The organism is Nitratireductor luteus (assembly GCF_026162365.1).
Lineage (GTDB): Bacteria > Pseudomonadota > Alphaproteobacteria > Rhizobiales > Rhizobiaceae > Chelativorans > Chelativorans luteus.
Map to the genome: position 1 here is coordinate 51,799 of NZ_JAOANW010000003.1, position 13,088 is coordinate 64,886.

Annotated in this window: 13 protein-coding genes; 9 read left to right on the top strand and 4 right to left on the bottom strand. The window is 61.9% G+C overall.

Annotated elements, in window-relative coordinates; translation table 11 throughout:
• Nucleotides 1–70: 70 nt before the first annotated feature.
• A complete protein-coding gene (locus N1058_RS05020) occupies nt 71–718 on the top strand; it encodes a S24 family peptidase (RefSeq protein WP_265516410.1) in 648 nt (215 codons plus the stop codon).
• 11 nt (nt 719–729) lie between these two features.
• Complete coding sequence (locus tag N1058_RS05025; protein WP_265516411.1) at nt 730–1,305, top strand: thermonuclease family protein; 576 nt, start codon at nt 730–732, stop codon at nt 1,303–1,305.
• Nucleotides 1,306–1,409: 104 nt separating this feature from the next.
• Here N1058_RS05025 and N1058_RS05030 read toward each other — a convergent pair whose 3' ends face one another.
• A complete protein-coding gene (locus N1058_RS05030; RefSeq protein WP_265516412.1) occupies nt 1,410–3,056 on the bottom strand; it encodes a lysine--tRNA ligase in 1,647 nt (548 codons plus the stop codon).
• 167 nt (nt 3,057–3,223) lie between these two features.
• Here N1058_RS05030 and N1058_RS05035 point away from each other — a divergent pair, with 167 nt between their 5' ends.
• Nucleotides 3,224–3,643 (top strand): tellurite resistance TerB family protein, encoded by a 420-nt coding sequence (locus N1058_RS05035; protein ID WP_265516413.1) that lies wholly within the window; start codon nt 3,224–3,226, stop codon nt 3,641–3,643.
• A 58-nt stretch (nt 3,644–3,701) separates the two neighbouring features.
• Entirely contained in the window at nt 3,702–4,565 is an 864-nt protein-coding gene (locus N1058_RS05040; RefSeq protein WP_265516414.1) for a sterol desaturase family protein, read from the top strand.
• On the opposite strand, the gene N1058_RS05045 is transcribed toward N1058_RS05040, so the two are convergent.
• On the bottom strand, nt 4,536–5,372 hold the full coding sequence (locus N1058_RS05045) for a transporter substrate-binding domain-containing protein (RefSeq protein ID WP_265516449.1): 837 nt from the start codon (nt 5,370–5,372) through the stop codon (nt 4,536–4,538). The two genes, N1058_RS05040 and N1058_RS05045, sit on opposite strands and share 30 nt — an antisense overlap.
• A gap of 189 nt (nt 5,373–5,561) precedes the next feature.
• Here N1058_RS05045 and N1058_RS05050 point away from each other — a divergent pair, with 189 nt between their 5' ends.
• The gene (locus N1058_RS05050) at nt 5,562–7,097 is read left to right on the top strand and encodes a glycosyltransferase (protein ID WP_265516415.1); all 1,536 of its coding nucleotides are present in this window, start codon (nt 5,562–5,564) and stop codon (nt 7,095–7,097) included.
• 122 nt (nt 7,098–7,219) lie between these two features.
• On the top strand, nt 7,220–7,747 hold the full coding sequence (locus N1058_RS05055; protein ID WP_265516416.1) for a hypothetical protein: 528 nt from the start codon (nt 7,220–7,222) through the stop codon (nt 7,745–7,747).
• Here N1058_RS05055 and ppk2 read toward each other — a convergent pair.
• A complete protein-coding gene (gene ppk2, locus N1058_RS05060) occupies nt 7,669–8,556 on the bottom strand; it encodes a polyphosphate kinase 2 (protein WP_265516417.1) in 888 nt (295 codons plus the stop codon). The two genes, N1058_RS05055 and ppk2, sit on opposite strands and share 79 nt — an antisense overlap.
• Before the next feature lie 141 nt (nt 8,557–8,697).
• On the opposite strand from ppk2, the gene N1058_RS05065 reads away from it, so the two are divergent.
• The gene (locus N1058_RS05065; RefSeq protein ID WP_265516418.1) at nt 8,698–9,960 is read left to right on the top strand and encodes an ATP-binding protein; all 1,263 of its coding nucleotides are present in this window, start codon (nt 8,698–8,700) and stop codon (nt 9,958–9,960) included.
• A gap of 235 nt (nt 9,961–10,195) precedes the next feature.
• Complete coding sequence (gene phoU, locus N1058_RS05070; RefSeq protein WP_265516419.1) at nt 10,196–10,924, top strand: phosphate signaling complex protein PhoU; 729 nt, start codon at nt 10,196–10,198, stop codon at nt 10,922–10,924.
• A gap of 58 nt (nt 10,925–10,982) precedes the next feature.
• On the opposite strand, the gene N1058_RS05075 is transcribed toward phoU, so the two are convergent.
• Complete coding sequence (locus N1058_RS05075) at nt 10,983–11,507, bottom strand: GcrA family cell cycle regulator (RefSeq protein ID WP_265516420.1); 525 nt, start codon at nt 11,505–11,507, stop codon at nt 10,983–10,985.
• A gap of 384 nt (nt 11,508–11,891) precedes the next feature.
• Here N1058_RS05075 and N1058_RS05080 point away from each other — a divergent pair, with 384 nt between their 5' ends.
• Nucleotides 11,892–13,085, top strand: a complete 1,194-nt coding sequence (locus N1058_RS05080) for an aspartate aminotransferase family protein (protein WP_265516421.1) — start codon at nt 11,892–11,894, stop codon at nt 13,083–13,085.
• Nucleotides 13,086–13,088: the final 3 nt, after the last annotated feature.

Here is a 13,088-nt window from a genome sequence, read left to right on the forward strand (position 1 = left end):
GCTAAGGCGCTAGAACTATCTCAAAGGCATTTTTTCCTGTGCCGGTTCTATACGTCTGGGGGAGACGCACGTGCTATCGCACGAAAAGGTCTGGGCCGCCATCGATGCGCTCGCGGCGCGTCATTCGCTGTCCGTTTCGGGCCTCGCGCGCAAGGCGGGGCTCGATTCGACCGCCTTCAACAAATCCAAGCGCTGCTCCGTCGATGGCCGCCCCCGCTGGCCTTCGACCGAATCCCTTGCCAAGGTAATCGATGCGACCGGCGCGACACTGGACGATTTTCTGCGGCTGGTGAAAGGCAGCGAAGCCACGCCCGACCAATACGGTCTGCCGCCCGCCACCGTCCCGCTGCTCGGCTTCGCGCAGGCCGGCGCTGGCGGCTTCTTCGACGATGCGGGGTTTCCGGCGGGTGAGGGCTGGGAACATGTGGAACTCCCCGGTTCCCACCGGGAGGGGTCTTATGCGCTCCAGGTGCAGGGCGATTCCATGTTACCGCTCTACCGCGACGGCGACACGTTGATTGTCGAGCCCGGGGCTGCCGTCCGGCGCGGCGACCGGGTCGTGGTCAAGTCCGCTTCCGGCGAAGTCATGGCCAAGGTGCTTCTGCGCAGGACCCAGACACAGATCGAACTCCTGTCGCTGAATGTCGACCACCCCAATCGTGTTTTCGCCCCGAACGAGGTGGAATGGATGGCGCGCATCGTATGGGCAAGCCAGTAGGCCGATCCGTTATGCGCTGTCTCGCGGGCGCCCTGGCGGTGGCCGCTGCCGGCGCGGCCGAGGCGCAGGATAGTGGCGTCCGGATCATTGCGCCCGAGATTGTCGCCCCGCCTTTGATCGCACCGCAAGCGCTTGAGCGAACTGAACCGAGGGAGCCGCTGAACCCGCTGGCGGACGGTTCGGACAGGCTGGGAGAAAATCCCGATCGCCTGTTTCACCCGGTAGTGCTTGCTGCGGGCCATGTTTCGGCCAACGGCCGCGACATCGTGCTTGATTCCATCAAGGTCGTCGATGCGGACCAGGTTTGCGATGCTCGGCATGGGGGAACCTGGCCTTGTGGCAGGCACGCGCGGACCGCGTTCCGCCTGTGGCTGCGCGGCCGGGCGCTGGCCTGCGATCCGGCCGACGAGAACGCTGGCGACGGCAAAGCCGAGAAGCACGTTGCGCACTGCGTGGTGGGCCAAGAGGATCCGGCCGCCTGGCTGGTAACGCAGGGCTGGGCGCTCGCCTCTCCCGGTGGACCCTATGAAAAGCTGGAAGAAGAAGCACGCGAGGCTCGCCGCGGCATATTCGGTGGCAGGCCGTGAAATCTGGATCGTTCCACCGTTTCAGGGAAATGGTGGAATGATCCGACTGTGTGATTTTACGCGATCGCGGACGGGAAAACGGTTGCCATTTTTCCCGGAATTGCTCAGGCGCCGAGTTCACCTTTCAGCGCCTTATCGATGAGCGCGCGGGTTTCGGCAATGCCGTAGAGTGCGACGAAGGAGCCGAAGCGCGGTCCGCGCTCCTGGCCTAGCAGCACTTGGTAGATCATCTGGAAGAACGCAACCGAGACGCCGGGGCCGCCGCTGGGGCTCTTCTTGTTGTGGTCCTGATAGCGCTCGATCCCGCGCGCCACGTCGAGCGCCGCGTTCTGGATGGTCTCGCCGTCGGCATCCGCGGGCAGTTCGCCGAGCTTGGCCGAAAGCGCTTCGAGCGCCTGGCGTTCCACCGCATCCGGAGCCCGGTAGTCCTTCTTCACGAAGTCGCGGAAATACTGGATCGCATAACCGATGAGCTTGTCGAGATGGGGGTGCGTCTCCGGTGTCGTGCCCGGCGCGTAGTTGGAGATGAAACCCCACATGACCGTCGGATTCTCCGGGTTCGAGGCTGTTGCCAGATTGAGCAGCAGCGAGAACGGCACAGGCAGGTCGAGCTGAGGCGGGTTGCCGTCATGGATATGCCAGACCGGGTTGGTGAGCTGCGCCGCCGCATCCTGCTTCGGATAGGCGGCCAGAAACGCGTAATATTCATCGACGGCCCGCGGAATGACGTCGAAATAGAGCTTCTTCGCCGTCCTGGGCTTTTGGTACATGTAAAGAGCGAGGCTCTCCGTCGGTGCATAGGTCAGCCACTCGTCGATAGTGAGCCCGTTGCCCTTGGACTTGGAGATCTTCTGCCCGTTCTCGTCGAGGAAGAGCTCATAGATGAAGTGCTCCGGCGCCCGCCCCCCGAGGATCTCGCAGATGCGGTCATAGAGCGCGGCGTTGGGCCCGTGATCCTTGCCGAACATCTCGAAGTCGACGCCGAGCGCCGCCCAGCGCATGCCAAAATCCGGCTTCCACTGCATTTTCACCCGGCCGCCCGTCACCGGCACCGTCGTCTCGGTGCCATCCTCGTCATCAAAGGTGATGGTCCCGTCTTTGGCGTTCACATGCTTCATCGGCACATAGAGCACGCGGCCGGTCTTGGGCGAGATCGGCAGAAACGGGCTGTAGGTCGCCTGTCGCTCCTCGCCGAGTGTGGGCAGCATAGCCGCCATGATCTCGTCATAGCGCTCGACGGCACGCAACAGCACCTCGTCGAAGCGTCCCGACTTGTAGTAGTCGGTGGCGCTCGCGAACTCGTACTCGAAGCCGAACGTGTCGAGGAAGCGGCGCAGTATGGCGTTGTTGTGGTCGCCAAAGCTCTTGTAGTCGCTGCGGAACGGATTGGGCACTGCCGTCAGCGGCTGATGCATGTAGGGCGCAAGTTCTGCCGGATCCGGCACGTTGTCCGGAATCTTGCGCATTCCGTCCATGTCGTCCGAAAAGCAGAGAAGCCGTGTCTCGACCTTGTCCCCGGTTAGCACCCGGAAGGCATGACGCACCATGGAGGTGCGCGCCACCTCGCCGAACGTGCCGATATGCGGCAGACCAGAAGGGCCATAGCCTGTCTCGAACAGCACGGTTTTCGGGAAGCCGGTCGCCTCGTAGCGTTTGACGATCTTGCGCGCCTCTTCGAACGGCCAGGCTTTGCTCACGGCGGTCGCCGTAAGCAGTTCGGACGTAAGATCAAGCGCGGTCGTCGTCGTCATTTCCGCTTTCCATGGGTTGGAGGGATGTTTTAAGGGCCAAGCTGTTAAGGCTGACGCGACCACGCGTCAATCTTAACCGCGTTTTTCATTGCAGCCAGCCGCACGGCTTCTTACCTTCAACGCGCCCGCCGCGCCGCGCCGGGACCATTCCGAAGAGAGGGAATCCCATGACCGCCGATCCATCCCCCCATGAGGCACTCATCTATCTGATGGTTGTCATGTCGGCGGCCGACCGCGACATGACCGACGCCGAACTTGGCCGCATCGGGAATATGATCCGCACGCTCCCTGTCTTTCGGGAGTTCGACCAGAACCGCATCATCGAGGTCGCTACCCAGTGCCAGCAGATACTGCAGAAGGATGACGGAATGGAGAGAATCCTGACCCTTGTGCGCGAGACCGTCCCAAGATCGCTTCACGACACCGCCTATGCGGTGGCCGTCGAGGTTGCCGCGGCGGATCTGCATGTCGAACCCGAGGAAAGGCGCATGCTTCAGATCGTGCGTAACCGCCTCCATCTGGAACCGCTGGTGGCCGCTGCCATCGAGCGCGCCGCCGAGGCCCGCCACCGCCGTCTGGTGTCGTGATACGCCGTTCAAAAGGTTGTGACTGGCAAAGCAGGCCTTTGCGCACGATATAGCCGGCATGAACGAAGTCATGTTCTCCGAGGCGGCAATCAGGCTGGGCGCATTCGCGGCAATCTTTATCGCGATGGCCGTCTACGAATTGTGGTCGCCCCGGCTGGAGCGGGACGAAATGGCCGGCGCCTGGAAAGCGCGGCGCTGGTTCACCAATCTCTCGCTCGTGCTCATCTCTTCGGCGGCATTGCGCGTCGTATTTCCGGCTGCGGCCGTCGGTACGGCGCTCTGGGCTGAGGCGCGCGGATGGGGATTGTTCCCGGCACTGGGCGTGTCGCCGCTGGTGGCCGGCATCGTGTCCTTCGTGATCCTGGATTTCGCGGTCTGGCTGGAGCATGTGGCCAGCCACAAGATACCGCTCCTGTGGCGCATCCATCGAATGCATCATGCCGACAACGGCTTCGACGTCACCACCGGGTTGCGGTTTCACCCGCTGGAGATCTTGATCTCGATGATGTGGAAAGCCGCCGTCGTGGTCGCGCTCGGGGCGCCCGTCCTAGCGGTGCTCGCCTTCGAGATCGTGCTCAACGGCACGTCTATGTTCACCCATTCGAATATAGGATTGCCCAGTCGCCTGGACCGCATCATCCGGCGTGTTGTGGTGACGCCAGACATGCACCGCGTCCACCATTCCTCCATCAACACCGAGACCGATTCCAATTACGGTTTCAATCTGTCTGTATGGGACCGGCTGTTCCGCACCTATGTCGCCCAGCCGAGGCTGGGTCATGAAGGTATGAAGATCGGGCTGGATGATTATAGGGGATGGTCGACAGCCACCCTTTTATGGGCATTGGCGCTGCCGTTCCGTGCACTGCAGCCACGCCGTCCGCAGGACGAGTCAGTAGAAGCCACCCGGAAAATAACGTAGGTAAAGCTCGTCGAAGGTTCCCGACAGCTCGATTTCCTGAAGGGCATAATCGAGCGCATCGGCCAGATGGGGGTGCTCGGGGTCGACGGCGATGGCCAGCCCCTGGCCAAGATATTCGGGCGCCAGATAGGGCCCGCCTAAGAACTTGCAGCATCCCTCCGCCTCTTCTCCGGCCAGCCAGAAGCCCAGACGCATGCCGTCTCCGAAGACTGCATCGATCCTCTCCGCTTTCAGGTCGGACATGAGCCATGAGGCCCGCGAATAGGTAACTGGGCGGGCGGAAGGGAACAGGTCGCGCAGCATTTCCTCATGGGCCGACGCGTCCAGTACGCCTACCCGCTGGCCATCGACGGCACGATGAACTGGCTCCTCCATCGAACTCTCGCGCGCGGCAAGGAAGCGGGCGGGAAACTGCAGATACGGGCGTGTGAAGGCGTAGGCCATCCGTCTGTCGCTCGTAATCGCCAGCCCGGCGATGATGGCTTCCCCTTGACGGCTGGCAAGCGCCGGTTCCAGCTCGTTCCAGGGCAATGCCTGGATCTGGCAGCGCTCCGCTATCGCAAGAACGTCGCAGATCGCCCGCGACAGGTCGACATGAAAGCCAGACAGACGACCTTCCTCGTCGAGAAAGTTGAACGGGAAGAAATCAGTGGTGGTCAGAAATCGCAGGCGCGGCAGGCTGCTCAGATCCGGCTTCGCCAGCCGCTTCTTGGTTTCCCATACATGGGGTATTGCGACATCGGCGGAGACTTTGGCCGGGAGAGCCAAGACGAACAGCGCCAGCAATATCATCGCAAGTCTTCGCATCATACCGTCCTTTGCCGCTGCACCGGTCTATACGGCTTTTGCGTCCTGTTGTGAACGACAACCCGTCTGCGATGAATATCGCCGGTTGCATTATCTGTATTGACGTCCGTCTAGATTGTGCACAATATCTCTACCGGAAGGCCCCCTTGGGGATACGGTGCGGATCTTCCACTTGAAGCGGGGGCATTCATGGACAACGGACCGTCTCACGGTCCGCAACGGTTGGCAGCCGTTGCGGTCGAGACCGCTGGCGTGCGCGCAGTTTCAGCCGGCGCGCTTGGGGACGAAGCCAAGGAAAGTGGCCGGTATGGGCCAGCTTCGGTCCATGTTCGGTGTAGTTATCTTTCTATGGCCGCCGAGCGCGCCGCTGCCCCTGTTGGCAGGGTCGCGGTCGATGCCGATCAGATTTTCAATGGCGACACCCCTGTTTATCGCCATGGAACCGATGCGGAAATACGCAAGGCAACCAATCGCAGCGGGGACCGTATAGAACCGTCCGGGCTAGACGATTGGCTACCGGTGCTGGCTCTTCTGCGAATACTTCCGGTTGAGGTGCAGCCCATCGCCGAACGGGCTGAGCTTGCCGGGGTCTCCTTCCAGACCGAGTTCATGAATTCGGGTATCGCCAGCGAAGGGATACTTTTCCACGCATTGGCGCGCAGCCTGGGTATTGGCTATCAGGCCCGGCTGCGCCCTCGTGACTTGCTGATGCGGCAAAAGCACTGCCTTCAGGCGCTGAAGCGCCGTGGCGGGGTTCGCATCGCGGCGGCGCTTGGCGAAAATGGCGAGACGTTTGTGCTGATTGCGCCTGACAGGCTGAATATTCCTGCGATGAGGCGCTTCATCCGGCAGCGTCCGCATATCGCCCGGCGGCTGCGCCTCATTTCGCCCAGGGCGTTGCGTGATGCGGTCAAGGTGCGTGCGCAGGAGGTGCTGCTTGACCGTGCTGTCAACGGCCTCTTCGAGGCCGCCCCCGCCTTGTCGGCTAGGATCGTCGTCACCGGCTGGCAGGGCGCTGTGTTGGGTGCCCTCGCGGTGGCGTTGCCGGTGACCTTGGCGATCTGGCCGGAACCCGCCGTTCTGGGCCTTCACGTGATCCTGTCACTGTTCTTCCTGGCTTGTGTGGGACTGCGTCTTGCCGCCGGCCTGGCGGTTCGCGGCTCTACGCCGACGGCTGCGCTGCGCGCTGTGCAGCCGTCGGAGATGCCGGTCTATACGGTTCTCGTGGCGCTTTATCGGGAGGCCGAGATCGTTCCCGATCTTCTGCTCGGTCTAGGGCGGCTCGTCTGGCCGCGCAGCAAGCTTGAGATCAAGCTGGTTTGCGAAAGCGACGATAAGGAAACGCTGGCCGCGATCAGGGCGCAACAACTGCGCCCCTATATCGAGGTGATCGAGGTACCTCCCGGCGGCCCGCGCACCAAGCCCAAGGCCCTGTCCTATGCCCTGCCGATGACGAATGGCGATTTTGTCGTTCTCTACGACGCCGAGGACAAACCGCACCCGTTTCAGCTCATCGAGGCGTGGCAGCGGTTCCGTGAAAGCGATGAGGGATTGGCATGCCTGCAGGCTCCGCTATCCATCTCCAATCGGAGCGGTAGCTGGATTTCCGCCATGTTCGGCTTCGAATACTCGGCGCTGTTCCGGGGTCTTCTGCCCTGGCTGGCGAGCATGCGGTTGGTGCTGCCGCTGGGAGGCACGTCCAATCACTTCCGCGGCCTTATGTAGCAAAAGCACCAACAAACCCGCTACCTTAAACCCCTGAAATCCCCGACAATCACGTTATCTGCGCTGCTGTGGAACACGGCGGTTCGGAGGCGTGTTCGGTTCCATCGAAAGGAACGCATGCCATGCTGCATTACAATCCTGCCGAGGATCGACAACTAGATGCGAAGATCGCCCCTTACGTGGAAGTCCTGCGCAGTGCGGGTATCGAGACTTTCGAGTCCTGCGAAGGCGGCGACGGCCATGCCTACCCCGAGCCGACCATTCGGTTCTATGGCGACCGGAGCGAAGGCTACAGAGCGCTTGCGGTGGCGATGCAAAATGGCCTGCCGGTTGCCGAGCATGTGGCCCTATTTGTAATCGATTGTATGAACATCGTGATCGGCCATACCGCGTTTCTGGCTCTCGGCTGGTGGACTCTGCCGCCTACAGAGCGCCGAGGCTTCTTCCGCATTGTCTGTCTGACACCGGCCTATTGGCTCATTATGTCGGCCGCCGCCTGGCGAGCCATATGGCAACTCTACAGGAATCCGCACCATTGGGAAAAGACGCCGCACCCGCCGCGCCAAGCCTTTCAGCCGGGAAAATCCGCCCCCGACGCAACGATTTTCCCGTCTTCCTCGCCAATTGCCTCAAGGTCGCGCGCCGCATAGGGCAGCGACAGAAGAATGCGCCGGATGACGGCAAGACGCGCCCTGCGCTTGTCATTGGCCCGTACGACCGTCCATGGCGCATGGGGTGAGTGGGTGCGGTCCAGCATGATGTCGCGCATCCTGGTGTAATCGTCCCACTTTTCCATGCCTGCGACATCCATCGGCGAGAACTTCCAATGTTTCCGTAGGCTGTGCCGCCGGTCGTGGAAGCGTTTGAGCTGCGTCTCCTGTCCGATATTGAGCCAAATCTTGAACAGATGAATGCCGTCATTGACGATGGCCCGCTCGAAATTCGGAACCTCTTCCAGGAATTGCTCGTGCTGGCGGGGTGTGCAAAACCCCATGACCGGTTCAACGCCAGCGCGATTGTACCAGGAGCGGTCGAATGTCACGAACTCCCCGTCAGTCGGAAAATGCGCGATATAGCGCTGAAAATACCATTGGCCGCGCTCGGTTTCCGTCGGCTTCGTCAGCGCCACATTGCGGGCGGTGCGCGGGTTCATGTACTTGCGGATCCTGGATATGGTTCCGCCCTTGCCGGCCGCGTCCCGCCCTTCGAAAAGGATCATCACGCGTTCGTCCGTCTCCTGCAGCCAAGCCTGCAACTTCACCAGCTCGATCTGCAGCGCCTTGAGCTGCCGGTCATATTCCTTGCGCTTCATCCTTTGGTCATAAGGATAGCCGCCGGCAGTCAGCATATTGTCCGTGACCCAGATGGGCAATTCCGGCTCGTTGATGTCGAAAAGGCGCTCCTTGCCGTCGATCTTCAGCTTGATCTCGCGCGCGGACTTGTCCAGCGGTTTGTTCATAAAAGCGTTTCCTCGTGGCGGTATCTGCGTCGGGATTGGGTAGGCGCAATGAAATCAGCGGCATGCTATTGACGGCTTCAAGCAAGGTCCAGCCGATATTGGTCGAAGCAGGCTGTCGGCGGGCAAGGATGGAAAGCGGGTATGGCTGAACGGGATGCATCGCTGCAAAGCTGGCTGCGGACGGGCGCAAGGCGGCTGTCCAGGCACTGGCCCGTGGTCGTCGCCGCGCTCATCCTGTTTCTCTTCATCGACCTATCACGAAACGGCAATGGGCTTTTTGCCTTCGGCGCCTCGCTCGTGGTCGTCATCGTCGCGCTCGCCGCCCGCGGAACGATGGCGGCCGAGCAGTCGGGCGGAGAGAGAATGGCTGCGGCCAGCCGCGTCGACACGCTCTCCGCCGTTCATCTGGCAGCCGCCGTTCCGGACCCGCTTTACATCATCGACGACCAGGGAGCCTTCGTCTATGCGAACGAAGCGGCCGAAAAAGCCTTCGGGCCGATCGCTGCTGGATCCTCGGTGCAGCTCAAGTTTCGTCAACCCGAGATGCATGCCTTCATCGATCGTGTGCTTCAGGGGAGCGCGGACGCTGTGGCGGCCGATTATGTCGAGCGGGTGCCGGTCGAGCGTGCCTATCGCATCTCGGCCACCGCCATCGGCGAAGGCAGCGGTCTCCATGTGCTTCTGTTCAAGGATCAGAGCGAAGCCCGCCGCATCGATCGCATGCGCGCCGACTTCATAGCCAATGCCAGCCACGAACTCAGGACGCCTCTGGCCTCGGTCTCCGGTTTCATCGAAACTCTGCGCGGCCCGGCTCGTGACGACGCGCGGGCGCGGGAGAATTTCCTGCAGATCATGCAGGACCAGACCGGCCGGATGGCACGCCTGATCGACGATCTGCTCTCGCTCTCCCGGCTGGAGATAAAGCCCTATGCCAAGCCGGAAAACCGGGTCGACCTGCGTGTGCTGCTCGAAAGCGTTGCCGACAGCCTGACCCACCTTGCCACGGAATCGGGCGTCGAGATCGTGCTGGACCTGCCGGGTTCACCGCTTGAAGTGCCGGCTCACCGCGACGAGCTGGTCCAGGTATTCCAGAACCTGATGGAGAACGCCTGCAAATACGGCAGCGACGGCGGCAAGGTTGTTATCACGGCTGAAGCGGAGACCTCGAACGGCGAGACAACCGTCACCGTGACGGATTTCGGCCCGGGCATTCCCGAGGAGCACATCCCTCGCATCACCGAGCGGTTTTACCGGGTCGACGTGGAAACCAGCCGCGCCCAGAAAGGCACGGGTCTCGGCCTGTCCATCGTCAAGCATATCCTGACGCGGCACGGCGCACGCCTGTCGGTCAGGTCGAAGGTGGGAGAAGGGTCCTCTTTCACCGTCCATTTTCCACCTGCCTGACCGGTGCCGCCGCGGCGGCTGCTCGAAATAGCCGACAAATAAAATCTGCATGGGGTGCGACGGTTTCTTTTTCCCGTCATGTAGCTAGCGTAGGCCTTCGGGATATATTGATTCAGCGACTGCCGAGAGCCACCAGGGTTCTTGAAAGGCGCGATGCGCAGGCTCAATGGACCATCACCTCCTTCATGCGCTTGGAAGGAAACGTGACGCGGTAGAGATCGGGAATTGAAAAGGCATGAATAACCAGCACATCATGCGCACCTTCGACGAGGAACTGCGCTTTCTGACGAACCAGATCGGTTCGATGGGCGGCCATGCGGAGCGCATGGTAGAGCAGGCGGTTGCCGCACTCGTCGGCGCCGATCTCGGTCTTGCCCGTAAAGTGGTCGAGGATGACGTTTTTCTCGATGAGAAGGAGCGTGAGATCGGAGAAAAGGCCGTGATCATCATCGCCAGGCGCCAGCCCATGGCGGCGGACCTGCGCGAGATCGTCGGCGCGATCCGCATTTCGGGCGATCTGGAGCGCATCGGCGATCTGGGCAAGAACATAGCCAAGCGCGCGGTCGCGATCACCGAGGCGCGTCAACCCACGCGCCTGTTCCGTGGCCTGTCGGCGCTGTCGGACCTGGCGCTGACACAGCTCAAGGAGGTGCTCGACGCCTATGCCTCGCGCTCGGCCGAAAAGATCGGGTTCGTGCGCGACAGGGATGAAGAGATCGACGCCATGTACACCTCGCTCTTCCGGGAGCTTCTGGCGTACATGATGGAGGATCCGCGCAACATCACCGCCTGCACGCATCTCATCTTCTGCGCCAAGAACATCGAGCGCATCGGCGATCACGCGACCAACATTGCCGAAACCGTGCACCACATCATCACGGGCACGCAACTGCCGTCGGAACGGCCGAAAGAAGACAGCAGCCATCGCGTGGTGGCGCCAAGCGGAGACGATCCCGAAAGCTGACCGCTTCTTCGACAAAAAAGGGGCGGCCGAAGCCGCCCCAGGTTCCAGGGAGGAGAACTTACCGGCTGCGCCGGCGTTCGCTTGCCGGCTGGTAGGCCAGCTTGGAGTGGTAGTTGCAATAGGGGCCGGAATCTCCCGATTCATTGCCGCAGAATGAAAAATCCTCCGACAATGGGTCGCCGTTCGGCCATTTGCATGTGTGTTCGTTGAGTTCCACCAGCTTCAGATTACGCGACATGGGCACGACGACATTCTGCACCGGCCGCACCTGCTGGTAGGCAACGACGTCTTCTTCGAACTGGACCTGCAGCGCATTGGCGCCGACCGTCGCAGTCATCGTGCGCGACGTGCTGCGCTGCCGCCGCGAAGCCGCGCCGCCGGTTCCGGCGTTGGCCGTCGCCGTCTTCTTCTGGCGCGCGGGCGCGCCGGAAGCCCGCCCCCGGCCCGATAGCTTGAGGCGATGAACCTTGCCGATCACGGCATTGCGGCTGACGCCGCCGAGTTGCGCGGCGATCTGGCTTGCGCTCAGGCCTTCGGCCCATAGCTTCTTCAAGAGTTCGACGCGTTCGTCTGTCCAGTTCATCGGGACACGCTCCTGTCCAAGCGTGCGGAATCCCTATCGTCCCTCCGTCGGCAAAGCCGAGGAGACACCATATATGCATGGGTGTGATGGTCCGCCGCACGAAATATAGTCGTTACAATCGCAAGTTACCTTATTGGTTGACTCCGTGACAAGAGTCTGGCTGGCGGTGCGAATCTCTTTTTTCGGTTTTCCCCAACTTGCGCGAAATACTGTCACCCAAAGACAGCGAGGTTCCATGTCCCGATTGGCCGTCCGCGTTGACTTCCATCGGGAAAACACTGATATAGAGCTCGCATGCCGCCCCTCGGGCGGCTTTTTGATTTCATCGGCCGCCCCGCCTTTCGAAAAGCTGCGGCAAGTGCCGGCATTCGGAGTAACGTGTCCATGAGCAATGCAGCGCTCTACGATACCTTTGCGCGCCTTCCCCTGGCTTTCGAAAAAGGCGAGGGCACCTGGCTGATCGCCCAGGACGGAACGCGCTATCTCGATTTCGCGGCCGGCATCGCCGTGAATTCGCTTGGCCATGCACATCCCCATCTCGTCGCTGCACTGGTCGGCCAGGCCGGCAAGCTCTGGCACACCTCCAATCTCTATGAGATTCCAGGGCAGCAGCGGCTGGGTGAGCGGCTTGTCGAGATCACTTTCGCCGACAAGGTTTTCTTCACCAATTCAGGCGCCGAGGCGCTGGAGGCGGCCATCAAGACGGCGCGCCGCTATCACTTCGTCAACGGCGAGGAAAGTCGCTACCGCATCGTCACCTTCGAAGGCGCCTTCCACGGCCGTACGCTGGCGACCATCGCCGCTGGCGGCCAGGAGAAATACCTGGAAGGTTTCGGTCCCAAGGTCGAGGGTTTCGACCAGGTGCCATTCGGCGACCTGAAGGCGGTCAAGGAAGCCCTTACGGAGGAGACCGCGGCAATCCTGGTCGAGCCGATCCAGGGTGAGGGCGGTATCCGCGTCCTGCCAGGAGAAACGCTGCGCGGCCTGCGCCAGCTTTGCGACGAGCACGGCCTGCTGCTTATCCTGGACGAGGTGCAGAGCGGGGTGGGACGCACGGGCCGGCTGTTCGCCCATGAGTGGTCGGGCATCACACCCGACATCATGGCCGTCGCCAAAGGCATCGGCGGCGGGTTTCCGATGGGCGCATGCCTGGCGACGGAGGACGCTGCCAAGGGCATGACCGCCGGTGTCCACGGTACGACCTTTGGCGGCAATCAGCTCGCCATGGCCACCGGTAATGCGGTGCTGGATATTCTGCTCGACGAGGGCTTTCTAGAAGGTGTTGCCCGCAAGGGTCTGCTCCTGAAACAGGGACTTGCCGCCATCGCCGATACCTTCCCCGATATCGTCGAGGAGATCCGCGGCGAAGGGTTGATGCTGGGGATCAGGTGCAAAAAGCCGAACGCGCTCGTTCAGCATGCGCTGCGCGACAGGAAAATGCTGGCCGCGCCGGCCGGCGAGAACGTCGTTCGGTTGCTGCCGCCGCTTACCGTGTCGGACGAGGAGATTCAGGATGCTCTGGAGCGCGTGCACGCGGCACTTGAGGGCATCGCGGCTGCTACGGGCGACGGCGGCTAAAGG

What these genes read in the sequence shown, in the direction of transcription:
- N1058_RS05050 (WP_265516415.1), top strand. Translation starts at nt 5,562, where the DNA reads ATGGACAACGGACCGTCTCACGGTCCGCAACGGTTGGCAGCCGTTGCG.
- N1058_RS05045 (WP_265516449.1), bottom strand. Translation starts at nt 5,372, where the DNA reads ATGCGAAGACTTGCGATGATATTGCTGGCGCTGTTCGTCTTGGCTCTC.
- N1058_RS05025 (WP_265516411.1), top strand. Translation starts at nt 730, where the DNA reads ATGCGCTGTCTCGCGGGCGCCCTGGCGGTGGCCGCTGCCGGCGCGGCC.
- N1058_RS05075 (WP_265516420.1), bottom strand. Translation starts at nt 11,507, where the DNA reads ATGAACTGGACAGACGAACGCGTCGAACTCTTGAAGAAGCTATGGGCC.
- N1058_RS05055 (WP_265516416.1), top strand. Translation starts at nt 7,220, where the DNA reads ATGCTGCATTACAATCCTGCCGAGGATCGACAACTAGATGCGAAGATC.
- N1058_RS05065 (WP_265516418.1), top strand. Translation starts at nt 8,698, where the DNA reads ATGGCTGAACGGGATGCATCGCTGCAAAGCTGGCTGCGGACGGGCGCA.
- phoU (WP_265516419.1), top strand. Translation starts at nt 10,196, where the DNA reads ATGAATAACCAGCACATCATGCGCACCTTCGACGAGGAACTGCGCTTT.
- N1058_RS05080 (WP_265516421.1), top strand. Translation starts at nt 11,892, where the DNA reads ATGAGCAATGCAGCGCTCTACGATACCTTTGCGCGCCTTCCCCTGGCT.
- N1058_RS05030 (WP_265516412.1), bottom strand. Translation starts at nt 3,056, where the DNA reads ATGACGACGACGACCGCGCTTGATCTTACGTCCGAACTGCTTACGGCG.
- N1058_RS05035 (WP_265516413.1), top strand. Translation starts at nt 3,224, where the DNA reads ATGACCGCCGATCCATCCCCCCATGAGGCACTCATCTATCTGATGGTT.
- N1058_RS05040 (WP_265516414.1), top strand. Translation starts at nt 3,702, where the DNA reads ATGAACGAAGTCATGTTCTCCGAGGCGGCAATCAGGCTGGGCGCATTC.
- ppk2 (WP_265516417.1), bottom strand. Translation starts at nt 8,556, where the DNA reads ATGAACAAACCGCTGGACAAGTCCGCGCGCGAGATCAAGCTGAAGATC.